This window comes from Sporosarcina ureae, assembly GCF_002109325.1.
Taxonomy (GTDB): Bacteria; Bacillota; Bacilli; order Bacillales_A; family Planococcaceae; genus Sporosarcina; species Sporosarcina ureae_C.
This window is the reverse complement of the sequence record NZ_CP015348.1, coordinates 2,555,734-2,581,032: the sequence shown is the minus strand read 5'-3', so window position 1 is coordinate 2,581,032 and position 25,299 is coordinate 2,555,734. Positions and strand designations below refer to the sequence as shown.

The 25,299-nt window shown below is 39.9% G+C and carries 21 protein-coding genes; 3 read left to right on the top strand and 18 right to left on the bottom strand.

Features of this window, described 5'->3' with window-relative positions; all coding sequences use genetic code 11:
• The first annotated feature begins 13 nt into the window (after positions 1-13).
• Positions 14-1,471, top strand: coding sequence for a CoA-acylating methylmalonate-semialdehyde dehydrogenase (locus SporoP32a_RS12775; RefSeq protein ID WP_085428241.1), 1,458 nt, complete (start codon positions 14-16; stop codon positions 1,469-1,471).
• 149 nt (positions 1,472-1,620) lie between these two features.
• Here the strand turns inward: SporoP32a_RS12775 and SporoP32a_RS12770 are convergent, their stop codons facing one another.
• The 3 genes from SporoP32a_RS12770 to SporoP32a_RS12760 all read right to left on the bottom strand — a co-directional run bounded on the left by SporoP32a_RS12770 (position 1,621) and on the right by SporoP32a_RS12760 (position 5,476).
• On the bottom strand, positions 1,621-2,904 hold the full coding sequence (locus tag SporoP32a_RS12770) for a GntP family permease (RefSeq protein WP_085428240.1): 1,284 nt from the start codon (positions 2,902-2,904) through the stop codon (positions 1,621-1,623).
• Between the two features lie 126 nt (positions 2,905-3,030).
• On the bottom strand, positions 3,031-4,545 hold the full coding sequence (locus SporoP32a_RS12765) for a CoA-acylating methylmalonate-semialdehyde dehydrogenase (protein ID WP_085428239.1): 1,515 nt from the start codon (positions 4,543-4,545) through the stop codon (positions 3,031-3,033).
• A 22-nt stretch (positions 4,546-4,567) separates the two neighbouring features.
• Positions 4,568-5,476 (bottom strand): NAD(P)-dependent oxidoreductase, encoded by a 909-nt coding sequence (locus tag SporoP32a_RS12760; protein WP_085428238.1) that lies wholly within the window; start codon positions 5,474-5,476, stop codon positions 4,568-4,570.
• Between the two features lie 246 nt (positions 5,477-5,722).
• Between SporoP32a_RS12760 and SporoP32a_RS12755 the strand changes: the two genes are divergently transcribed.
• Entirely contained in the window at positions 5,723-6,334 is a 612-nt protein-coding gene (locus tag SporoP32a_RS12755) for a TetR/AcrR family transcriptional regulator (protein ID WP_085428237.1), read from the top strand.
• Between the two features lie 69 nt (positions 6,335-6,403).
• Here SporoP32a_RS12755 and SporoP32a_RS12750 read toward each other — a convergent pair whose 3' ends face one another.
• Positions 6,404-7,630 (bottom strand): Zn-dependent hydrolase, encoded by a 1,227-nt coding sequence (locus SporoP32a_RS12750; RefSeq protein ID WP_085428236.1) that lies wholly within the window; start codon positions 7,628-7,630, stop codon positions 6,404-6,406.
• Positions 7,631-7,645: 15 nt separating this feature from the next.
• Positions 7,646-8,833 (bottom strand): hypothetical protein, encoded by a 1,188-nt coding sequence (locus SporoP32a_RS12745; RefSeq protein WP_085428235.1) that lies wholly within the window; start codon positions 8,831-8,833, stop codon positions 7,646-7,648.
• Positions 8,834-9,135: 302 nt separating this feature from the next.
• Here SporoP32a_RS12745 and SporoP32a_RS12740 point away from each other — a divergent pair, with 302 nt between their 5' ends.
• Positions 9,136-9,363 carry a hypothetical protein gene (locus SporoP32a_RS12740; protein WP_085428234.1) on the top strand — a complete coding sequence of 76 codons (228 nt, stop codon included), beginning with the start codon at positions 9,136-9,138 and terminating at the stop codon, positions 9,361-9,363.
• A 64-nt stretch (positions 9,364-9,427) separates the two neighbouring features.
• On the opposite strand, the gene SporoP32a_RS12735 is transcribed toward SporoP32a_RS12740, so the two are convergent.
• The 13 genes from SporoP32a_RS12735 to SporoP32a_RS12670 form a co-directional block, all read right to left on the bottom strand.
• Complete coding sequence (locus SporoP32a_RS12735) at positions 9,428-10,861, bottom strand: YfcC family protein (RefSeq protein ID WP_232319530.1); 1,434 nt, start codon at positions 10,859-10,861, stop codon at positions 9,428-9,430.
• A 195-nt stretch (positions 10,862-11,056) separates the two neighbouring features.
• Positions 11,057-11,653 (bottom strand): pyroglutamyl-peptidase I, encoded by a 597-nt coding sequence (locus tag SporoP32a_RS12730; RefSeq protein WP_085428233.1) that lies wholly within the window; start codon positions 11,651-11,653, stop codon positions 11,057-11,059.
• 246 nt (positions 11,654-11,899) lie between these two features.
• The gene (locus SporoP32a_RS12725) at positions 11,900-12,166 is read right to left on the bottom strand and encodes an excalibur calcium-binding domain-containing protein (protein ID WP_085428232.1); all 267 of its coding nucleotides are present in this window, start codon (positions 12,164-12,166) and stop codon (positions 11,900-11,902) included.
• 33 nt (positions 12,167-12,199) lie between these two features.
• Positions 12,200-13,789 carry a DUF5050 domain-containing protein gene (locus tag SporoP32a_RS12720; RefSeq protein ID WP_085428231.1) on the bottom strand — a complete coding sequence of 530 codons (1,590 nt, stop codon included), beginning with the start codon at positions 13,787-13,789 and terminating at the stop codon, positions 12,200-12,202.
• A 162-nt stretch (positions 13,790-13,951) separates the two neighbouring features.
• Positions 13,952-14,338: an STAS domain-containing protein gene (locus tag SporoP32a_RS12715; RefSeq protein ID WP_085428230.1), complete on the bottom strand. Its 387-nt coding sequence runs from the start codon at positions 14,336-14,338 to the stop codon at positions 13,952-13,954.
• A gap of 14 nt (positions 14,339-14,352) precedes the next feature.
• Positions 14,353-16,047 carry a methyl-accepting chemotaxis protein gene (locus tag SporoP32a_RS12710; RefSeq protein WP_085428229.1) on the bottom strand — a complete coding sequence of 565 codons (1,695 nt, stop codon included), beginning with the start codon at positions 16,045-16,047 and terminating at the stop codon, positions 14,353-14,355.
• Positions 16,048-16,473, bottom strand: a complete 426-nt coding sequence (locus tag SporoP32a_RS12705; protein ID WP_085428228.1) for an ATP-binding protein — start codon at positions 16,471-16,473, stop codon at positions 16,048-16,050.
• A gap of 15 nt (positions 16,474-16,488) precedes the next feature.
• Complete coding sequence (locus SporoP32a_RS12700) at positions 16,489-17,613, bottom strand: fused response regulator/phosphatase (protein WP_232319529.1); 1,125 nt, start codon at positions 17,611-17,613, stop codon at positions 16,489-16,491.
• A gap of 153 nt (positions 17,614-17,766) precedes the next feature.
• Complete coding sequence (locus SporoP32a_RS12695) at positions 17,767-18,969, bottom strand: YARHG domain-containing protein (RefSeq protein ID WP_085428227.1); 1,203 nt, start codon at positions 18,967-18,969, stop codon at positions 17,767-17,769.
• A gap of 15 nt (positions 18,970-18,984) precedes the next feature.
• On the bottom strand, positions 18,985-19,959 hold the full coding sequence (locus tag SporoP32a_RS12690; RefSeq protein ID WP_085428226.1) for a lysozyme inhibitor LprI family protein: 975 nt from the start codon (positions 19,957-19,959) through the stop codon (positions 18,985-18,987).
• Between the two features lie 520 nt (positions 19,960-20,479).
• Entirely contained in the window at positions 20,480-21,283 is an 804-nt protein-coding gene (locus SporoP32a_RS12685; protein WP_198166166.1) for a GIY-YIG nuclease family protein, read from the bottom strand.
• Positions 21,284-22,167: 884 nt separating this feature from the next.
• Positions 22,168-23,157: a response regulator gene (locus SporoP32a_RS12675; RefSeq protein ID WP_158232688.1), complete on the bottom strand. Its 990-nt coding sequence runs from the start codon at positions 23,155-23,157 to the stop codon at positions 22,168-22,170.
• A complete protein-coding gene (locus SporoP32a_RS12670; RefSeq protein WP_085428222.1) occupies positions 23,150-25,123 on the bottom strand; it encodes a histidine kinase in 1,974 nt (657 codons plus the stop codon). Before SporoP32a_RS12670 ends, SporoP32a_RS12675 begins: the two co-directional genes overlap by 8 nt.
• Positions 25,124-25,299 lie beyond the last annotated feature (176 nt).

Genomic DNA, 25,299 nt, shown 5'->3' with positions numbered 1-25,299 from the left:
GGAGGTCATATACATGACAACAGCTATTAAAACAGTACAAAACTATATTAACGGTGAGTGGGTATCCGCTACGACGGACCAGACAGAACCTGTATACAATCCTGCAACAGCAGAAGTAGTGGCACATGTTCCTATTTCAACAAAAGAAGATTTAGACACTGCAATACAAGCAGCGAGTGAAGCTTTTGTAACGTGGAAGGAAGTACCGGTTCCACGTCGTGCACGTATCCTATTCAAGTACCAGCAACTATTAGTTGAACATTGGGATGAACTTGCTCGAATTATCACAGTTGAAAATGGCAAAAACTTTACCGAAGCGCATGGTGAAGTATTGCGTGGAATCGAATGTGTGGAATTCGCAGCTGGAGCACCTACTTTAATGATGGGAGATAACTTGCCATCTGTCGCAACGGGTCTAGAATCTGGAACGTATCGCTACCCAATCGGAGTGATCGGCGGCATCACACCGTTCAACTTCCCTATGATGGTACCATGCTGGATGTTCCCGATGGCAATCGCAACAGGAAACACGTTTGTACTTAAACCATCCGAGCGTACACCGATGCTAGCAAACCGCCTAGCTGAACTACTTGAAGAAGCAGGCTTGCCAAAAGGTGTATTCAATATCGTACACGGTGCGCATGACGTAGTAAACGGCATCCTTGATCACGAAAAGATCGCAGCGATTTCATTCGTAGGATCACAGCCGGTTGCAGAATATGTCTATAAACGCGGTACAGATAATCTAAAACGTGTTCAAGCACTGGCAGGAGCGAAAAACCACTCGATCGTATTAAAAGACGCAAACTTAGACAATGCGGCTACACAGATCATCAACGCAGCATTCGGATCCGCTGGAGAACGTTGCATGGCTTGTTCAGTCGTTGCAGTAGAAGACGATATCGCAGACGAGTTTGTTGAGCTATTACTTAATCGAGCAAATGAACTGACAATCGGTAACGGTTTGGACGAGGGAATCTTCCTAGGGCCTGTCATTCGTGATGCGCATAAAGAACGTACAGAACAATACATTGCGACTGGAGAAAAAGAAGGCGCTACAATGATTCGCGACGGACGTACAGACGATGCTGCGAAAGAAAAAGGATACTTTGTCGGACCTACAATCTTTGACAACGTAACGAGCGAAATGAAAATTTGGCAAGACGAAATTTTCGCCCCTGTCCTCTCTATTAGCCGTGTTAAAGACTTAGATGAAGCAATCCAACTATCCAATAAATCCAATTTCGGTAACGGAGCTTGTATTTTCACAAGAGACGGTGGAAATGTACGCAACTTCCGTGAAAACATCGATGCAGGCATGCTCGGACTAAATATCGGCGTTCCAGCACCGATGGCATTCTTCCCATTCTCTGGTTGGAAAGATTCATTCTACGGGGATCTTCATGCGAATGGTAAAGACGGATTGAACTTCTATACGCGTCAGAAAGTACTTACAGGTCGTTGGGAATAATCAACAAACTACTTGATTCATCTACAATGAAATAAAACTCCAAAAAGACTTCTAACCCAATTTGGATTAGAAGTCTTTTTGCTTTGTATAGTATTAATTAGGTAGCGATCATGCAGAAAACTATTCTGTCCGTACTTCAGGAACTACTATCAATTAATCCCCATAATCCCAAGCGCAATCGCAGGAATCAACGATAGCATAGGGAATACAATTGCGATGACGCCCATCTCTTTGTAAGACTCTTTATGCGTCATCCCCGTTACAATTAAAATCGTTATAATCGCCCCATTATGTGGCAGGGAATCTAACCCGCCCGAAGCAATGGATGCTATCCGGTGAAAGGCTTCTGGAGACGGGCCAGTAGTTGTCGCAATTTCATAATAATGCGAGCCTAGCGCTTCCAACGTAATACCGAGTCCACCTGAAGCAGAACCTGTAGCCCCTGCAAGAACGTTTACAGCTATCGCTTCAGAAATTAAAGGATTGGCGTTAATGCCTAAAATAGCATCGCTCAACTTTTCAAATCCTGGAACAGATCGCACAATAGTTCCAAAACCAACAGCAGCACTCGTATTGATCATCGCCATAACGGAATCACTCGCCCCGCTATTGATCGCTTTCGTAAAGCCTTTAAATTCCTTGAAAGAAATAATTAATATAAGAACAATACCTGTACCTAACGCGAGAACGATATCCCACTTTAAAAAGTTCAACGTCACGATTACAGCCAATAAAGGAAGTAGAGAAAGAATGACATGTGGATAACTAGTTCTTTCTTCCATATTCGCATCTTCTTTACGCTCTTCGAATCCTTCACCCGCTTCTCTCAATACGCGCACACGTCTATTCAAGTACAGTATGGAGCAAACGATCATGACAGCTGATGAAACGAGACCGATAATCGGTGCAGCTGCAGCAGTCGTATTAAAATACTGCGTCGGAATCAAATTCTGGATTTGTGGAGTACCCGGCAATGCCGTCATAGCAAACGTCATCATCCCTGCTACGATTGTTCCTGGAAGGAGTCGTCTACTAATATTGGCTTCCCTGAACATGTTCACTGCCAATGGATACACAGCAAATACTACAACAAATACACTAACACCACCATAAGCCAAGACACTTGCTGCGACAATTACGCCGATAATTGCACGCTCTTTACCAAATACGCGTGAAATCCCAATAGCTACAGAATGAGCCATGCCGCTAGACTCCATTAGTTTTCCAAATATCGCCCCCAACATAAACACGGGGAACCATTGCTTCGCGAAGTTCACGAAACCGGTCATATATGTATCTGTATACGCATCCAATAAGTTCAATCCACCAAATAACGCGACGATCCCTGCACAAACAGGTGCAATCCAGATGATCGACCAACCTCTATAAGCCAATACCATAAGTAACACTAAGCCTATGAATATCCCTAACATCCTACCCCTCCTCTATTAGGCTATACACTCTACAAGAATTTCGGGCTTACCTCTTCATAACGAATGCATTCTAGAAAGAAAGCAGGATCGGAGTTTATTATTCACTACGATCCTGCTTATGGTTAATTAGCTACTTGGGAAGTCGAAATCTGTTTTGCTTTCATCATTATAAGCAGTATCAAACCATCTCTCAGAAATAGTTTTTGTTTTTGTGAAGAAACGTACAGTATCTGGACCAAACATTTGCCCTTCTCCGAATCTTGAACGTTTCCACCCACCAAAGTTGTGATAGCCAACCGGAATTGGAATCGGAACATTGACGCCTACCATTCCTACTTCAATTTGATCAGTGAACATTCGCGCTGCTTTACCACTGTCTGTAAAGATCGTCACGCCGTTACCATATTCATGCTCATTGATTAGATCGATGGCTTCTTCAAGTGTATCTACTCTAACGACAATTCGAGCTGGTCCGAACACTTCTTCTTTATACACATTCATATCCGTTGTCACATGATCTAGCAATGTCGGCGCTAAGTAATAGCCGTTTTCATTGTCTACTTTAGGATTACGTCCGTCTGCAGCAATCACAGCGCCCTCTTCTACAGCCAAATCAATAGACTTGATGACACTTGCCTTTGCTTCTGCACTGATCACCGGGCCAAAGTCTGCGTCTTGATCGTCGAACTTTCCGACTTTCAGTTCGTTCACTTTCTCCGTCAACTTCGCAACAAATGCATCAGCCGTCTTCTGACCTACAGGAATTGCAGTGGAAATCGCCATACATCTCTGTGATGCAGCACCATATGCTGCGCCTAGGAATGAATTTACTGCTGTATTGATATCTGCATCCGGCATGATAACCATATTGTTCTTTCCGCCACCAAATGCCTGTACGCGCTTATGATGTTTCGTTCCTTTTTCATAAACCGCTTCCGCCACTCTCGTCGAACCGACAAAGCTCACTGCCATAACGTCTTTGTTCGTCAGTAATGCATCTACGGCTTCTTTATCACCATTGACCACATTCCAAACACCCGCTGGCAATCCTGCTTCAGCCCAGAGTTCCGAGAGAATCAACGCAGAATGAGGAACTTTTTCTGAAGGTTTCAAGATCATCGAGTTACCGACTGCGACAGCCATCGTACTCATCGCTACAGGTACCATTACCGGGAAGTTAAATGGAGATATACAAGTCACAACGCCTAAAGGTTTGTGCATAGAGTAAGAATTGATTTCTCCTCCTACATTCACTGAGTGCTCACCTTTCAACAAGTGTGGAGCTCCAAGCGCAAAGTCTACTGACTCAATTCCACGTGTAATTTCACCCGCTGCATCAGAAAGTGTTTTCCCGTTCTCTTCACCTATCGCTCGTGTTAATCGATCCGTGTTTTCTACAAGTAGCGCTCGGAACTTGTGAAGAACTTCCATTCGCTTGCCGACTGAAATCTTAGACCACTTATTAAATCCTTCTTTCGCCAATTGCACCGTTTCATTCACTTCTTCTGTCGAAGCCAATGGTACTTCAGCAATTTTCTCTCCGATAGAGGGATTGAAAACATCGCCAAATCTTCCACTCTTTCCTTCTACCATTTCACCGTTAATAAAATGAGTCAACGTCTTTACACTTGTTTTTTGCATATCGCTATTCCTCCTAGTTTTATTATGAATTTTGTTTTTGTTTAGTTAACTTATCCTGGAGCATCAAGTAACAAGAAGACATATCTTCATGCGCATGGCCTTTTTCTACTTCCGCTTCATAGTATTCTATCAACTGTGATGCAATCGGTAACTCGCCCTCAAGAGAGTCGGACACATGCTTTGCAAGCTTCAAATCTTTTAATAATAACGAAGTAGTGAATGCGCCTTTATTGTACTCATCCTGCGAAATATATGTTTTGTAATTTCGAGTAAGAATGGTACTTGCGCCTGAACTCACATTGACAATGTCATAGACAATATCCTGATCCACGCCAGCAAGCTTTGCTAGTGTAAGTGCTTCTGCAACGGCTTGATTGTGAATACCTGCCATCATATTATTAATAAGCTTAACGATTGTACCGACACCTGGATCCTCACCTACATGGAATACGTTCGACCCAATTGCTTGTAGATAAGGCAACACCGATTCAAAAGTTTCTTTTTTACCACCGACCATGATCGATAACGTAGCATTCACCGCTCCACTGACACTACCGCTAACTGGAGCACCTAAATATTCAAGCCCTCGCTTCAATGCTTCTTGCTCGATACTTCTATTTAACTCAGGTGAGATCGTACTCAAATCCACTAAGACCAATGGCTTGTTCCCGTTAGGTACAATACCGTCCTCGCCTAAATAAACACTTTCCGCAATAGCAGGAGTAGGTAGACTAGTGAAAACCAGATCTACTTCTCCCAATAGTGAAGCAGTTGTCAGCCCTACATGCCCACCCAGTTCTGCAAATCGTTTTTCGGAATCCTTATTAATATCCAATGCATATACTGTGTACCCATTTTTCAATAAATTTTCCGCCATCGGGAAACCCATATTCCCGAGACCGATAAACCCAATCTTCTTTTCGTTCGCCATACATACTCCTCCTTTTAGTCTGCTGAAAATGAAAGCGTTATCATTTAGTGCAAAAAAATATAAAAACGTATTGGACAATATTTAAATCTCTAGTACAGTATGAATAGATCTTTCACATACCGCGGTCACATACTGCAGTCACTTAAGAATACCGATGAATTTCAAAATAGTCAACCAATTTATTGAAATTCTTTAAATATGCTATCATAGTACTAATTAACAAGCATTGTAGAGGAGGAATAGAATTTGACAGAACTAACAGCTAGACAAATAAAAGCATTAGAAACTAAAAAAAGCCTCCTTGAAAAGGGCTTGGAGCTTTTCCATGAGAAAGGTTTTGATAACGTAACGGTTGAAAGTATTGCCAAAGCATGCAATGTTTCAAAAGGGGCATTTTATGTTCACTATAGTTCGAAATATGACATTTTCCTGGAGAAATTTAAAGACATCGATAACTTTTATCTATCCTTTGTCCCTAGCATCCCAACTGAATTAAGTGCTTCAGAAAAAATCATTCTCTTTTATCAAGGTCAAATGACGTATTTACGCGATGTCTTGGGGAAAGACTTTATTCGAACGATCTACACAAGCGCACTCGCCTTAACGATAGACGACGATCACTATTTAACGAATCAAAATCGACAACTTTATCAAATCATCCACTCCTTTGTCGAAGAAGGAATAGAACGCAATGAATTCCGACAAGACTTTTCAGCTAATTATATATCCATGCTCATCACACGTTGCATGCGCGGGACGATTTATGACTGGATTATTTTTAGAGACCGTTTGGATCCTGTAGTAGAAATACAGAGTATGACTTCTGCTGTGTTGGACGGATTAAAATCTACTAAATAAAACAAGACCTCAAACCACTATAGGTTTGAGGTCCATTCATCATTCACAAGATTACTTCCACGCAAAACCTTACATAACTAACCGCTTAATCGTCTCAAACAAAACATCTGTACCATCCGCCAAATCGCCAGCATCCGACCATTCTTCCGGACAATGACTGAGTCCATCTTTACTCGGAATAAATAGCATGCCGCACGCTGTGAAATCAGATAAAACCATCGCATCATGCCCTGCTCCGCTACTCATGGAACAATACGGGATCGACAACTCATCACTCACTTCTTTCAACAGACCACGAAGTTCAGAGTCCAATTCTTTCGGCTCAATAAACAGCTGCTCTTCAGCAGATATAGTGATGCCACCCACTCCATTATGAGCAGATAGTAATTCATCCACTTGCTGTCGCGCTTGGCTAATCTGTTTTTCTTTGCCCGAGCGAATATCAACCGAAAAGACTACTTTATCCGGAATTACATTGGCACCGTTTGGAAACACGTGTAGTCGACCTGTTGTAATAACCGTTCCATGGCCTGTTTCCTTTGCAATCTGTGGAAACGTTGCTATCAATTTGGCCGCAGTAACAAGCGCATCGGAACGATAATCCATTGGCGTAGTGCCAGCATGCCCCGCACGTCCTTGCACAGTTACTTCTAGATGATTGAGTCCAACGATCGCTTCCACAATACCGATGCGAATTCCTTTCTCTTCTAGAATCGGGCCTTGTTCAATGTGAAGTTCAAGAAACGCTTTTATGGTTTCAGGTGATCTCACTTTCTCCTTGGAGTAATCCAATCCGATCTCGGACATGGCATCCGTAGCGAGAATACCGTCTTTATCGGCTAAATCATAAAAGTCTTCTTCCGATAATAAACCCATCATGCCCCTTGAGCCCATCAAACCTCCGCCAAATCGAGACCCTTCTTCTTCGACCATCGCAATGACTTCTAGAGGATATGTAGGCTTCAGTTGTAACTCTTGGAACAGTGCCGCCACTTCTAGTCCAACGACCACTCCCGCCGTTCCGTCATACGCTCCCCCGTTAGGAACCGAATCAAAATGTGATCCGACTATAACGGAAGGCGCATCTGATAACGTTCCTTCTAGCTTTCCGAAGATATTACCAAACCCATCCTCAGACACAACAAGGCCATACTCTGTCATTTTTTCTTTAATATAATTCCGAGATTGTAAATCTTCTTTACTGTATGTCAATCTCGTCACACCTTGTCTAGGCGTCGCTGTAAATTGTTTGAGCGCATCAATATGTTGCTCGATTCGTTCTTTATTTGCTGTCATACTATTCCCTCCATATTATAAGAATCCAACGAATAGACCGGCTAAGATAACAGAAACAACCGTCACACTGACAAATCCTCCGACAAGCATTGGTGGCAACATATGACTCGTTAATGCTTCTCTTTCTTTCTCATCCTCCGTTAATGAATTAATGACTTCATTGGTGATAATATAGTCTGCTGGAAAGCCATACAACGCGGTTAGTGAAACGGCAAACGCCATTTCCTTACTCACTTTTAGTACTTTTCCAATAAAGAACGAGAAGATATACATTCCGACAACGGCTATTGCGATACACCCAACAAGCGGATACAAAATCTCCATCATCATCTCAGGTGTTGCCTTCTTCAAGCCATCCAATACATACAAGATCAATGCAAGCATCGCAAAGCCAAATCCATTTCCTTTTTCAAGCACTTGTCTTTCCAAGAAACCTACACTTGTTGCAAGAATCCCGAATAATAAGCAAAGAACATATGGACTGATCACGACGATTGGCGCAAGAAGTGTAGAAGTACCGTATGCGAGAAAGGCAACAAAAGCTAAGCGGAAAAACTTAAAATAATTAGTATTATACTTTTCCGGCATATTTCGGAACATTTTCGGTTCAGCATGCGTAATCGGCTCTTCTCCAGGAGAATATTCCTTCATTTCTAGTTCTCCATTACGGTATTTACTAAGCAGCATCTTACCTTCTTTTTTCAACACCACTGAAGTCAAAGGATACCCTGCAAAACCTTGCATGACGTAAATAACTACCGCAAAAACTGACAAAGTAGCTAGACCCGCTTCAGTTGCACCTTCAGACATAATCAATGCTGAAACAATGCCTCCAACTAACGGCGGGATTGCGACCAATATCGTTTTTATATCAAATAATAGTAATCCAATAGTGAAAAGAAATACGATAATACCTACTATTCCTGATAATGAAATCAATATCGTCTTCCATTGCTGTTTCAACTGCTGTACAGAAAGCAATGTCCCCATATTTGTAATTAGCAAGTAAATCAATAGTGAAGCCACGACTGGCGGTATACCCGCAGTAGCTACCATTTCCTCAGGGAAAAATGTCCAATAACCGAATAACATTAAAACCGCACAGACAAAAATTGATGGAATCCATGCTTTTGTACGAACTGCAATAAAATCTCCGATGAATAAAATCCCTGCTAAAATAACGAAAGCAAGCATCTGTGGCATATCATCCACTCCTCTCTAGTTGTATAGACGTTGTCTATTTTAGCATAAAGTTTGTAGAATAGTAGGACAGATTGTAATAGTCTGATTATCCTTTTTACATGACGACTATTCTCTGTTTGCCTTCTAGTAATTTCAAACTATCCAGCAGAACATCGCCTTACCCACCAATCGATTCTAGCTAGTTTTATTACATTAATTCAAAATCTGCCATGTACAAATACCCTTTTACATCAACAACCGAGTGTATTGCATTACATCGCCTCATGAGCTGCTACATACAGTACAGCATGGAGGTGAAGTTTATGTCGAAATGTGTAAACGTAAGTAATGAATGGCTATTTTTCTTTGGGATTTTAGCCGCATATGCAGTATTGGGATTGTTTTTAATCGTCCCTACTTTGTTAGCATGTCTCACAGGACACTTGTTACTAACAGTCGTTGTGGGAATTTTAATCATCGTCATCGTATTATTTGCCTTGGCGATTATTTTAAAAGGACTTTCAAGACTGCTTTATTCTTGTAAGCGCTAATGAAAACAGCCGCCATTATAAAAATGGCGGCTGTCTATACATATATCGAATCTATTACTCGATATTACACCGGTCCCCATCCAATCATGACCGCAAACGTCAACATAATCACAGCGATCACTGTCCAGATCAACAACAATGGCAACATCCACTTCGCCCATTTCACCCACGCCACACCCGCAACAGCCAAACTTGCCATTAGGGGGCCTGATGTAGGAAAAATACTATTCGTGAATCCGTCTCCAAACTGATAAGCTTGAACTGCGACTTGTCGAGTTACACCAATCATGTCCGCTAAAGGTGATAGAATCGGCATTGCAATAATCGCTTGTCCGCTTCCTGAAGGTATGAAGAAATTCATCACACCATTGGCAACAAACATTCCAAGTGCGCCAAATACAGGAGATAAGCTTGCCAATGGCACAGAAAGAGCTTGAACAAACGTATCCAAAATCTGAGCATTTTCCATTACGATCAAAATCGCTCTGGCAACCCCAATAATTAAAGCACCATACACAATATTTTTACACCCATCAAGAAACGTTATCGTAATTTCATTGTAATTCATTTTAGCAATGATACCGGAGCCTATACCGATAATAATGAAGAATGCAGCCATGTGATCAATAGACCACTGGAATTTAATCGTTGCGAAAACAAAGAATGCTAAACATAAGCCAACAAAAGATAAGATTACTTTATGTCTTCCTGTAAAAGGAGCTATCAAATCTTCTGCAGAGGCGTTCGGATCACTATCGTCCAATACACCGATTAAACTCTTCGACGGATCATCTATAATCTTTTTTGCATAACGCCACGTATATAAAATAGTCACACCAACAATTACGACAAACGCTACAACGCGCAGCAGCATACCTGAAAACAGTGGAACATCCGCAACAGTTTGTGCAATTCCTACTGTATAGGGGTTTAGGAACCCAACGTTAAATCCAGCAAATGTAGCACCAAATGTAATCGCCACCGCTACAATCGCATCGAGTTTTAGTGCTCTTGCAATAATTACACCAATCGCAACGAATGGAATGATAGAGTTAGCAACAGCACCAACTGCTCCACCAAGCGCAAATAAAATCGAAACGAGCGCAATCAATAAAAACTCTTTACCTTTCGTTTTATCGACTGCTCTCAAAATTCCGCCTTTAATCGCTCCCGAGCGCTCTACCACTTCAAATGCCCCACCCGCAAATAATACTAGAAAGATTAAGCCGCCAGATTGAACCATTCCTTCTTGCAACGCCAAAAAGATATCCATAAATCCAGTAGGATCCTTGTCAGCCTGTTCGTACGTATTAGGAATGACCCTCTCCACTCCCTCAATCGTTTCTCTTTCAAATGAACCCGCCGGTACTATGTATGTCGCGGCCACTGCCACTAGTAACACTAAAAATAAAATTACATATGTATCTGGCATTTCCAGCTTCCACTTTTTTCTCTCGTTCGGCTGTGGGTTATGTTCTTTCTCTCTCGATGTCACCATATACAGTTGATCTTCCTTTCTTATACTGAAATTGTATTGGTCCAGTATATCTGATATTGCATACCAATAGTGCACTATGTTCTAAATTTTCTATTTAAATAATAAAAATAGTATAATAGCAATATGAATATTCCGTAAAATTTAAATAAAGCCTTCATAATCGATTTAACGATTATGAAGGCTTTATTTCTTTTTTTACAATGTTTCCAAGCAGATCCGAACACTTTTCACTAGATCATCCAAAGACCAACTCGGTAGTTTTTTATTTACTAAGGCTAACTCATATGAGGCTGGTATGTGAATGAAACCTGCGCGATAGGATACCTCTTGTTTTTGCGCATAATTTAGAGCGGCATACATGATATTATTACAAAGATATGTACCTGCAGTATTAGAAATAACGGAAGGTAATCCAGCTTCTACTAGTCGATTAGTCATTTCTCGAATGGGAAGCGTTGAAAATATTCCATCAGCGCCAGCAGGATCAATCGATTCATCAGTTGGTGCGTATCCGTCATTATCCAAATCTCCATCTTTTACATTAATCGCGATTCTCTCAGGAGTAATTTTAGAACGCCCAGCCGCTAAACCTAACATTACTACCACGTCAGGATTCGTCTCTTCAATTGCTTTTAATAACTCTTTTTCTGAATGATTAAATCTAACAGATAATATCTTAGGTATAATCTCTAAACCGGTAATTCCTTCCGAGACAATAGCTTTCACTACTTCTTCCGTAGGGTTTATTGGATAATCTAGAAATGGCTCAAAACCTGTTAATAACACTTTCATGTAATCATATCCTTTCTGTTAAAAATGAAATTTCTCTTCATTCTTCTTATAGTTGTGAAGGCATGATCTATGTTAACATACAATCCATTTTATATAATCAAACAAATCTTAACAGTTAGATATGCTTTTCATAAGACTGTAACTGCCGCCTCAGTATCATTTGATAGCTATTTTTATAAGTTCTTAAACAGTAAAAGCTCCTACTGTATTCACAGTAGGAGCTTTTTGTAGATTTTTCTATACACATTACCTCTCGCAAGCAATACCATCTTTATCACGATCAAGACCTTTGTGCGTATTATATATATTGGCTTCAACAGTCGGTTTCAGTTTGGTCTTACCACCTTTATTTTTCACACTAGCATTCATTGCAACGCCGCCAGGATATACTTTATTTAACTGCGTACAGTTTTTAAACTTGGCGGCCGCTGCTGCTTCAGTTGATTGGACCGGTAGTAATACGATACTGCATGCTAGTAGTGCGGGTAAAACTCTTTTAGTAAATTTTATCATTATCTCTGCTCCTTTTTTTCCGACTCTCATTTACTATAAATCCATACGATACTGCTTATTTGCTTTACTATCGGTAAAGTACAATGTCCCATTGTCTTCACTAATATCATTTGTCAAAAAGTCTGTGATCTGCGTTTTAGCACTACCATCCGTTCGAATCTTGAATAGGTATCCGCCATGTGAGTAATTGCTAAAATAAATCCAGCCCTCGTGTACGACTAATTCATTCGCACGTATGTCGGCAATCTTCTGGTTCTCACTGCCATCTTCTTTCATTTTATATAATTTGATATCGTCTTTATTATTCGCGTAATAGATCCAGCCATCTTCCGTATCGAACGTCCACACTCTACTCATATATTCATATCGAGTGTCTGATGCTTTTGGCAATCCAGTATTATTCCACGAATGTGTTTTAGCCAGTTGACTGTCGGATACTAGGAAATAACCGTAACCTACTTTACCTTCTCTATTAGGTACAGGGTCGTCCCATGTAGCGTCGAGATTATACCAGATACCATCAACTTTTACTTTGTTCCAACCGTGATTCATTGCGGGATTGCTTATCACATAGATGGTTTCTATATCTAACTGATTAAGCAAATATACCATCGCTAATCCATAGCCATTACAAACTGCTATTTTATTTACTAATACACCGTACATAGAATACGATTCTTTCGGTATAGTATTGTTTAAAAAATTATCGTAATCATAAGCTGTGTGAAGAACGACATAGTCATGCACGGCTTTCACTTTTTGATAGTCGGTCATACCTGGTTTAATTGCTGTCGCGTATAGTGTATCGATTTCACGTTGTAAATTAGCTTTCATTCGATTAATTGTTTCTTTTGGATAAGCATATTTTGCTTCCAAACGACCATCTGACCAAAACTGACTTCCAGTATATTCGTAATAAAATATCTCAGGATGCTCAGACAATACTTTACGTAATTCTGCATAGGCTACTTTACTGTCTTTTGTGTATTGATTGACGTAAATCATATCGTCCATATTTTTCAACCCAATATATAAAGCAGAATATAGATCAGTAACTTCTGTGATCTCAGGCTTTTGCGGTGTCTTTGGTGGTTGATAGATAAATTGCTGATAAATATCTTTACCTAGCTGGATGCCTTTCTCGCTGTAAAGTTCCTTTTGTAACACTAACGTATAGACTGTTCCTGTTTGGTAAGGATTATTCGGAGTAAGTTGTAGACGTCCTGAACGAATAGAGATAATGGTAGGAAACTCAATTCCTTCATCATCATAAATTTTTGCATGGTCCCAGTTTTCTTCGTCTGTGCTCATCGGTTGATTAAACGTGATATTCCAAGGCTTTTTAGCATCAGTCGTAGTATGCAGTGGCTTCCATTCCGTTGCCAGTTGCAGATTCGGAAGTAGGCGCAGCATTTGACGTTCAGGGATAACAGATTTTGTAACTGCCGATTCGAATAACTCTTTGTATGGTTCATTACCTTGTGAAAACTGTTGTTTATCGGTTATCTGTGCTGTCTCCACTTCATAACTCTCCATATTAGGAGTAGTGGCGAAAACAGGATGAACAGAAGTAAATACTAAACTTGCAATCAGTAGCGGTAATAGTAGTAGTTTATTAAGCATATTATCCCCCTTTTTAGTCACTTATACTTATTTATAGTATAGGTTACTTTGGACTAATAAGATATATATTTTTTACTCCATTATCCAAATTCACTATTAAATATGTAAAAAAACCTCCTGAACTTAATCAGAAGGCTTGTTGAAATTATTTACTTATGAAAATCAATAATCGTTAACAGACAACTCCGTCTCAACTGACTGCTTTATAACCTCTAATGCCGCTGCTTCGCTGTCGACAATCGGGAAGATTTTATCACATTGGGAAATGGCAAATAACTTGCGGACGAATTCATCCACTATAATGATGACGATTTTTTCGTTTTTTAAAGAAATCTTTTTGGCAAAGTTGACGATCATGCCGAAGCCTGTGCTGTCAATATTTTGTACTTTACTCATATCTAAAATGAAGCTGCGGCCTTCTTTAAACGGTGTCGTCTGTAATCGTTTTTTCAATTCTTCAATCAACGCATATTGCAAATGGCCCGAAAACTCGAGGATCACGTACGTATCTTTTTCCACCACTTGCAACGCTGCTGTTTTCTGTTCCATACTACTAACCTCCATTACATTCTAAATTTATTTACTTCCTCACGTAAACGATCCGCGACCTCTGCTAAACTAGTTGTATTATCGGCAATTTCAGCGACTGTTGCATACTGTTCTTCAGATGAAGCGGCAATTTGCTCTGTCGCTGCGGCAGACTCCTCAATGATGGCTGAAATGTTTTGGATAGCATCTTGGACAGTAAGTGAATTGGAATTCACTGCGCTGAATGCATCTTTTATATGCACTACACCAGCCTCTGTCACGCTTACTTTCTCTACTATGAGCTTAAGCGCTTCTCCGCCTTGGTTAATAATGACTACTTGTTCCTCTACTGCTGTTAAATTACTTTCCATCGTCCGCACTGTTACCGATGTCTCTGCTTGAATGTCTGTAATTAGATCGGTGATTTGCTGGGCAGCTCCTGTTGATTGTTCAGCTAGTTTACGAACTTCTGCTGCAACAACCGCAAATCCTTTACCATGTTCTCCTGCTCTTGCCGCTTCAATTGCCGCATTTAGCGCAAGTAGATTCGTCTGTTCTGAAATTGCGGTAATAACTGTAATAATACCGCCGATTTCTTCCGAACGCATACCTAATTTTTGAATCGAATCAGTCGCATAGCTTACCGTTTCTGTAACTGTGCCTAAATGTGAAATCGCTTTACTGATTGACTGCTCGCCTTCATGCGCTATGACTGTAGATTCTTGCGCGTTCTTTAAGCTCTGCTCAACATTTCCTAAATTGCCTTCTACTTCTACGATCGTATCACGCATCATGCCTGCGATTCGTTCTGCTTGTTCAGATTGATTCGTCACGCCTGACGCAATTTCATTCATCGTGGAAGCGATTTGACTAGCCGTTTCATTTGTCTGCTGGGAGGATTCTGCCAATGCGACCGATGAATGAGCAATTTCATTGGCATTACGCGCAACGTTTTGCATCGTTTCCGTAAGTTGCTCTTTCATATTTCGAAATGCAACAGATAGTTCAGCAATTTCGTCCGTTCCTTTCGCTTCGTATAGCTCGACGTTTAAATTTAAATCAGCTAATTCATTCGCATTATCACGTAATCGATTAATAGGCTTAATCAGCATACGCTGAATGATAAAGCTCACGATTAAAATGATGAGCAACGCAAGCACTAGCGAAATAATAATGGTCTGCATAGCTGAAGAAGTGGCGATCTTTATATAAGGCGCTGTCGGAACAGCCACTGCGATAATCCCGATCACTTCTCCGTCTTTATCAAGTATCGGATCATAGGCTGCTTGGAATGGCTTGCCGAGTACATCTGCGGTGCCGAGAAAACGTTCTTTTTTGCCGAGCACGACGTCTCCCACTTCAGCCGCTACTTGTGTCCCTAAACGTCGTTCTCCATTTTCTATAATATTTGTCGCAATACGTGTATCCCCTTGGAAAATAGACATCGTATTTCCATCTGTCAATTCGCCCAACTGATCGGGAATCGCGTACGCTTCATACATATCCATTTTGCCTTTATGCAATGAACCATTCGTAATGGACCAGTCGCCCGGCACGGAAATTTCGAGCAGCTCCAAACTCAGTGTCAAATCGGAAATGAGCTTAGCTTCTGCCGCCTTCAATAAATTCCCTTTTGTCGCATTATAATTCAGGCCACTCAAAATACCTGATAGTAGTAAAATCGCTAGTAAAATAACTGCATTAATCTTATTCCCAATCGTCCACTTCATTTACTTTTCCACCGCCATCACTAAATTTTTCTTCACACCGACTAAAAACTGTTGATCGGACAGTTGTTCAAACCACAGCTGATCGACCATATGCTGAATGAACAAAAAGCCGCGTCCACGCTCACAAAAACTCTCATCGTCTATAGTTGCATCGAGCACGACCGGCCACTGTTCTTCCGGTATCCCCTTCGCAAAATCAGACACTGTAATCTGCACATATTGTTCATCATTTTGCATACGTACTTCAATCGACTCTGTCCGTCCTTCTTTCTCCATTGCCTCCACTGCATTAATGACCAGCTCGTGCGTCACAAAACAAATTTCTGTTGCGAATGGAATCGAATACAGCGCCATGTAACTCTCCATTAATTGATCAATCAACTGAATCGACGGCTGATTGGGGGTAATTGTGAACTTGAATTCCATACATTCTTCCCTCACTTATAACGAAGTGGTAATCGAAACCACTGTAATATCGTCTTCCAATGGCAAATGTGATAATCCGAACTCTTCCGTAAACTTCCGCAACATGACGCGACTATTTTGCGAACTGTGCGAATGAAAAAAGCTCCAGTCAATTTTCAGATCAGGATATAACGTCCCTAACCCGTCTGTATACAAAATAATACGATGCCAACCTGTCAAACGAATACTTTTCGCCTGCACTTGAATCGATGGAAACAGACCGAGAATGGGAGAATTCGCATGCATCATCACAGTTTCTCCATACTTCCCGAACATGACGCCTTCCGGATGCGAAGCGTTTACATACTGCAGCGTACCATTCTTCTTATCGATTACAGCATAGACGGCCGTCACTAAAAACGAGTCCAGCCCATCAGTAGAAAACAACTCATAAATCTTCCGGTTCACTTCTTTTATCACAAGTACCGGATCAATCAACTGCATAATAATTTCCTTGAGCAAGGAACGAATCGACATCGTTACAAGTGACGCCGCCACCCCATGCCCCATCACATCAAACAACATAACTGCCGTTAAATCTTCATCGAGCTGAAACCAACAATACATATCCCCGCCCAGAGCTTGAGAAGTGAAATAAATACCATCCACTTCAATATGCGATAGCGACAACGCGGGGGTCAAAGCACTCTTCTGGACGTTTTTCGCTATCGCTAAATCTATCGCCAGCTGATACTCATGCTCTTTTCGTTTTTTCGTTTCCTCATAATATGTAAGCGCAATTCGAATCCGCGTTTTGAGTTGGAAGAAGTCAAACGGCTTTAGAATAAAATCAAAGATCCCAACTTCCAATAAGCGCTCAAAGATAACCGGCTTCTCATAAGACGTCGACAACAAAATCGGCACATCCCGCCATACACACAGTGCCTCTATTTCCCGACAATGCGCTTCACAGTTATCTGCATCCAAATTCGCGTCATAAATAACCAGCTTGATTTCTTCTTGTAAAAACAAATGTTCATATTGAATCGCTGTATAGGCACTTTGAAACACATGAATCGTATACAGTCCCAGTTGCTGCAAGCTTTTTTGAATTTTAAGGACATCATTGCCTACATCACCGATAATTAAAATCGTCATCATTCAATGTCCCCTTAAAATTAGTAATTTACTGGTTCTTATTGATTATACGATAGGACAATGTAGAAAGATACAGAGTATTTGTTTAAAAAAGCCTTTCCATCGTTTACTGCGATGGAAAGGCTTTACTGTCTAAAACATATTTTATTGTATAACTTATTCCATAGATTGTATTAAAGTAACATTATATTGTTCTATGTCAGTTAGTTCATAGTTGTATAGAGTATCTGGTACATACCAAGACTGGGAGGAGAAATATTTTTGCAGGTCAGCAGATTCAAATATATATCCATGTCTCGCATATATCTCATTTCGTGCTATCCGTAAATCTGACTTCGACAAACCATAAAGCTGCGTTTCTACCAGTTTAGTATATTGACTGTCCGCTAAAATATAGTAGTCATATGCGCTTCCAGAACCCTCTGGCAACCCATCATCTTTCACGTCTAAAAATATCGTATTGTCAGTTGTACTATCTTCCTGCCATTCATAGCTTTCATTATCATATCCCCAGTCATTCAAGATATAAAAAAGTGGAATTATTGCAATTGCTAACAGAGTGACAAATACCCCTAATTGATTTTTCTTTTCTGATTCAGGAATTGAACTGACTTCCACTTTCTTTTGTTTATCTTTTCGTACAGACACATTAATATTTGAAACAGCCTTCTGTTGGTTCCGTTTAACTTTGAGTGGTAAATTGTTTTCAATTAGATTTTTCTTGATTTCATTTTCAGTGACCAAAATTTCAATTAGTCGTTCCAAACTCTCACTAGAAAAGTAGTCGGACACTCTACGTGCATTGAACTTTTTAGATCTCATCATCCAGCTATAGAATCCACTTGACTCTCGAGTGTAGAAAAAGTGTTTAGATAAGAATTTGTTCTTCCATTCTTCTTCCCAACCAAGAACTTCTGCACGATGTAAAAATTGTTCTTTAGAGATCCCGTTAAATACTACGACAGATGAAATTATCTGATGCGGGTCTTGTCTCATTGAATTCGTTAGATGCGATGAAAGTGTGCTTTTAAGCTCACTACGATAATTTTCTGCTTGTTTCAGCGGTTTGTGCTGACCCCTTTTGGTCAATATATTTCCATTTGGATCAAATCGTTCTATAAATCGTTCATTCCAAGTCTTTACTTCCAAAAACATAAATCCGATATTTTCCTCTATAACTAAAATGTCCGCCTCATAGTGAATCAATGTAGGGTTATGGATTACATGAGCATCGTCAGGCAACTGTTCTTGTAGCATAAGCAAGATTTCTTTTTCACCAAGCAACCCTTTATGAGTATTGGCATCAGTTTCATTCAGAATCATGCGCTTCAATTGCTGCATTCCATAGATGTTTGCCATTACGCCTCACCTCTATCAGTTCATATAAAGATTCACTAATGCATAACAACGTTCTTTAGTTAAATCAGCGGATGTTCCTATATAAGTGACTGGCTCAAAACTCCCGCCAGCAAATTCCGCTGCATTGACGCTAGCAGTGTGATCACGATATTTTATCCATTCACGTTGCTTTATACGTAATTGCTCCATATCTTGAGCAGATAACTGCTTCTTCAATACGCCATATATCTCATTAAGTGCATTATCCCATCTTGTATATCTTTCGTTTTCCGCCTCAGACATTTGAGACGTAATACCATTCGCATATAAATGATTCAGATCAGTTAAGCCTGCTTCAATTGCGTCCAGCTTATTGCGATACTGTTGTTGCTGGCCCGATTGTTTTGGTATCACGTCCAATTGAAGTGCAGTACTTTGATCTTGCTGAACGACGGGAGGTTGTACCATTACAGGCGGAGCTTGTTGCTTTTTTAGTTCGTCTTCTAATCGCTTCTCCAAACTAGCTAGTTTGTCACTGAATTCGTCTAGTGAAGCCTGATCTTTACGGAGCTCTTCTATTGTTTGTTGCGCTTCCTCAAGCTCACCTGCTTCAACAGATGTCTCAATGTCTTTTACATGAGCCGCCACTTTTGCAGACACTTGCTGATTCGTCTTCACCGTATCGACCATGTCTTCTAACGACTTCCGGAGTCCAGTGGCCAACTTGTCTTGTCCAAGCATCTCCTCAGCCTTTTCTAGGGCTACGTCCCATTTACCATCTTTCATCTCTTGCTTTACCGAATAAAATCCAGTCAAATCTTCTTTCATCTCAAGTGCCTCTTTATCACTAGGCTTTTCATCCAATGCTAAGTCGACTGAAGATAACGCTTTATCATATTCACCATTCGCTAACGCAAGTTTACTTTGTTCCATTGCTTGATCAAACGTGCTATTTGAGCAACCTGTCAATAGAAAAACTAGTAATAACAGAATAACGGTCTTTTTCATCATCCACTTGCCTCCTTTGCTGATACTTCGTTTAATAAAATAAATTAAGCTGTTATTAATGGTGTTTTGTAGATGCACGTATTCTTAATATTTCAGGTATTAATCGGACTTTACATTTTAGATATATTATACCATTACAAAAAGCTTATCCACTAGATTTCCGGCAATAATTCTACTTTAGAAATACTACTATCAGTTAATTATCCACTGAATATAGTATATATGGCGATTCCTAACGATCCTTTCGAGGTAATATATAATTTAGAGCTATTACTTCCGTTTTCCTCCGTCTACTGTGAATACATCTAAGGAAAAGATGTTTTCTTGTCAGCCTTTTACACAGATTTTCCATAAAATTAGTTATGTAGGAGCTTGGTATTTGTTCTTACCCCCTATAGACTATGCCCTCACTAAACGCACCAAAAAGAGCTTCCCGATCGATATCTTGATTAGGAAACTCTTTTTTATAATTATCTAGTTGAAGGAATAGTGTGTGAATAATATGAGGCACAAGAACCCTTCACTAATTCCTGTTCAATTGTATGCTATTATAAGGACCACGATTTACAGTAGCCAAGGTTTTTTTCCACATGACTTCCCTTTGCATAATATCTGTTCCATCATCAAGTAATTCTAATACTAAGAACTCGATTTCGTTATATCCGTTTTCAAGTACGAACAAGTTTAAATGGTGGGCATTGCCATTAGATGTTAAGTGTTTCATCCAACGCCCTAAGATTCCGCCACCTCCGTAAGCACTCCCTACATATCTACTTGCCCCATCCTTGGAACGCTGAAGGTAAACCCCACTTTTCGACAATTCTTCTTTCAAAATATTTTCTTCCGAGTCGTCTTCATAAATCGCAATGATTTGACTCCATTCAATAGGTCGACCAAGCACCGTTGCATCTGTCACATCAATGTCTTTCAGCACAAGCCCTTCAAACTGAGAAATCTTTGCAATATCACTAGTTGACTTACAAACTTCCATAATTTCTTTTTCTAGCAATATATCTTTAATCATTTTAGCCAAAGCGACATAATCATTAGTTTTATAATCAATTTTACGATTCGTACTATTTTTAGCCCCAGGTATTTCGATTAAACGTTGTTTTAAGATGGGATTTAATTTACTGCCGTAATAAATTCTAAATTCAAAGGCATTTACGTCTCCCCATAACTCAAAAGCCCGCATTCTATATAAATTAAATTGGACGCGGTAGGCCACATGTGGGTTAGGAAAACTCGTTCTATCATTTTCTTCTTTCACTTCGAATAATTGACTTAATCCACTATCCTCCAATATTCTCTTCAACTGATTTAGCATATTCATCCTCCTCATTTCATTAATACAGACAAGTATGAAATGTACATGTTTTCTCCTGTATTGATTATATCATCATATTTTAAGCATGTTATCCAAAATATATGCACTAATGGTACGTTTGTATAATTACTTGTGCATTAAATCACATTTATGAGAAAACAGAAGTATTTGGGCCGAATGACGTGTAGCACTCTTTTATTTTTGAAGATAGAAAATCATCTGCGAAATACTGCGAAACTTTTTTTCGCGATGCTAGTAAGTTATTTTATGAAATTTAATTGTGTGAGGAATTCGCATCTGTTCTTATGCCCTATAGACTATCCCCTTGCTAGAAGCATCAAAAAGAGCTTCCCGGTCTTATCTTGATCAGGAAACTCTTCTATGTGATCACGTAGTCATCTTAATAGGGTCCGATTTCTGTAGGGACCTGGTACATACTCTAGGTCAAACAGAATAATACAGATCCTCCTCCCTTTCATAACGCACTGGGACGGATTTACCATCGTCCACTTCAAACTGCAGGCTTTGCGTATCCAGTTGACCAACGAGTATAGAAAACGAATGTCTGTCTTGACGCGAAGGCAGAAGTGAGTAATGGATAATATCATGAATTAGGGAAGATAGATCCTCATAAGACGTAAAAACATAGTATTCATTAACCATATAAGCTGGCATCTTGCTCATCTCCTTTAGTTTACAATCAAGTTGAATTTTTCAGAAAGGGGTCCGTCTTTTCTATGAATCAATCGTTTAAAAACTCGTATAGGAAAATGTAAGTACTCTACGTTAAAGATAGTATAGCAAGCCGTTCTTACTTTTTTCTTACATTTAAATGATTACATAAAAAAAGCACAGAGGATTTCATTCCCCTACGCTGTTGTTTGTTATGCCTCACACTCAATTATTATGCTCTCCAAGTCTTCTTCCCTGATCACCGGCTTGATTTTATCAATCAAATCTCCCAATTGTGTTATACACTCATTCTCTTTATAATAGTTGGCCAGTTCGTTTACGAGACGTACGTACTCTTGATAATAGTTTTCCGTTTCACTCATGCACCAGATATAGCCTTTCCCATCGAATAATTCTCCTTGATACAGGGAGACGGCTTTTTCAAAGTCCTTAAGGTTTTGGCTGTTAATTTTCAGTTTTTTGTCCATAAATTGATCGAACGCGATTAAATCACAGTGAACTCTCGGTAGCATGATTTTATACATGCCGTTTTTCCTCTCCAACTCAACAGGAATACCGGCTTTTTTTAATGTTTTCTTGAGTCGGAAGATCATCGTGTAGAGATTTTGTTGGGACTTTTCCATGGAGTGTTCTTCCCATAAAATATCAATGATTTGCCATTTGCTGATGCCATTTTTTCGGTGCATGATCAATAAGGCAAGAAGCTCTTCCAGTTTGGCGGTCATGAACTCGGTTCGGGAATCATTCATACGTAAATGTATGTTTCCGAACAAACAAATCTCGCCTACCGTTTTCGTCTCTTCTCGCGTTATTCGCTTTTTCTTGTATACTCTATTCAATACTTCTTCTACCGACTGCTTGTCTACCGGCTTCAAAATATAATGAATCGCATTCAGCTCGAAAGCATGCATCGCATATTGTTCGTATGCCGTTACAAAAACTATCGCCATTTCATCATTGTTATTGATTTGGATGAGTTTTTCCCCCAACTCCATTCCGTTCATTTCGGGCATGTCCACATCCAAAAACAACACATCCGGCTCCAATCGTGGAATTTCAATTAGCGCAAGTTCAGGATCCGTAAACGTACCGATTACTTCGATGTCAGTTGTCTCTCCTACAATCTTCTCTAAGTAATTTAACACCAACATCTCATCGTCCACCAACACCGCTTTAATCATTGGCTGTCTCCTCCTCGTCATCGTGTAAAGGAATAATAAAATAGACATCTGTGCCTAGGGGATTTGTTTCGAATTGCAGCTCAGTCTGATAAAAACTTTGCAATCTACTATGGATATTCGCCAAACTTATACCGTTACCAGTCAGCGATTCTAGGTTTCGTTCCCCGCGTCTAATAGCATTCAATTGATGCGGATCCATACCTTTTCCGTTATCCTGAACACCCACATATATGCCGTAATCCTGTTTTTTAATTGTCAATTTCACTTTGCCTCCACTTTTATTTTTCAAAACACCGTGCCTGATGGCATTTTCAACAAGAGGCTCGATAATGAGTGGAATGATCTTGCACGAAAGAATTTCTTCATCTACATCATAAATCATGTCCACTCGGTCGCCGAATCTTACTTTCTCGATCTCGACATACGCTTGAATCAATTTCAATTCATTGTCGAGCGTGACATAATCGGTGTGAATATCTATTTGGAAAGATCGCTTCAGGTAGTTAGACAAATCGGACAGGACTTTGCCTGCACGTTTCCCGTCCGTATAGCAAAGACTGATGATACTGCTAAGCGTATTAAATAGGAAATGCGGTTTGATTTGCGCTTGTAAAAAGGCCAATTCATTTCTCTTCGCGATCTTCGTCGTTTGATCGAGCGTGGAGAACGTTTCAACCAATTGCGTCGACAATTCTTCATTCTTTTTGTAAGAGTTCGTATATCGGAAAATCAATAGGACGGACAAAGCAATGCTGTAGACGGCGATCATCAAGAACGAAATCAACATATCCTGCTTTAATCCCGTACTGTATAAAATCATATCGAACCAGAACAAGTAAACGCTAAGCAATGAAACAATCATGGCAATATGTTCTACACTGTCAATTTCAGGACCGCCTTTCTTGATGAACAGGCAGAGTACTCTTAACCATACAAAGAAGTAAAAGACGACTGTGGTCACCATGTAAAACTCTAATATATTGGAGTAAATAGTCATGGGTAGCATTAGTATAATTAAGATGAAAATGCTGTAAAAAATCAACATACCATTTTTTATTCGATTGGATAAAAAGATGGGACTGATCTGATTGAGCACGATCAATACGGTAATCACTGTGAAAGCACTCATTAAATGCCCAAAACGAAATGTGCTGTCCATGCTGATCATAGGGAATATCACTGTAATAATTCGTTCGCTGTATATACTGCTCATAATTCCATAGAATAGACAGCTTAATGCGAGCGGAAGTGTGGCGGGCTCCTTCTTTCGATAATCTGCATTAATCAAGAACAAGAAGAGATAAAACAGACCGATAATCACTACAATGAGAATCATCGCAAATTCAAACATGACATTTCGCTGATGCAGTTGCATTATCTCATTTTGCGTTCCAAACGTAATCGATTTTGCTATACCTCCAACGATAAAATCATGGTTGGAGGCCTGAATGATAATTTCGGCCGTCGAACTCTCCAATTCAAAAAAAGCCGCCATCGAGTTATTACCGGATACATTCGTTTCCGGCGACTCCGAAATATCCCCATCTTCCAAAACCAATTTCCCATTTACGAATATCCGGCTCGCATTTCTTATATTCCCTTTTAGTAAACCAAAATACTTCGTGTCCGACGGTATATTCGCAACCACCATCCTGTACGTTGCATATCCCGTACTGTCATACGTATTGCCTTCTTGATCGTGCATCCAACTTCCTGGAACTACTGTATACTGCAGATCAAGTGGGGTTTCATCGATGAAATCTTCAGGACTCCGTAACTGCTTCCAATAAAACTCCCACTCTCCGTCAAGTGCAATTACACCTTTTTCTTGAAAACCTGTTTCGGATAGATCAACTTTCCCGTGGCTGATGGAAGTATCCGCCTTTAGGGCTTGTGAATAATAATAGGCAAGAGCTATCAACGTTATGACAATGACGATAACAAAGTATTGCTTACTACGTTTCAATAGTCTCACCTTCTTGTCATTTATTTCTTATTATTTTACCATGGAATTACAATATTAATAGTTCTTAATATGCATATATTTTTAATTTTCTTTCATCCTTAAGCTGATTATCTACAACAATCTAACTCCTTCTTCCATAATACCGGCAGTAAAATATAACCCCCAGCTTCTATTGC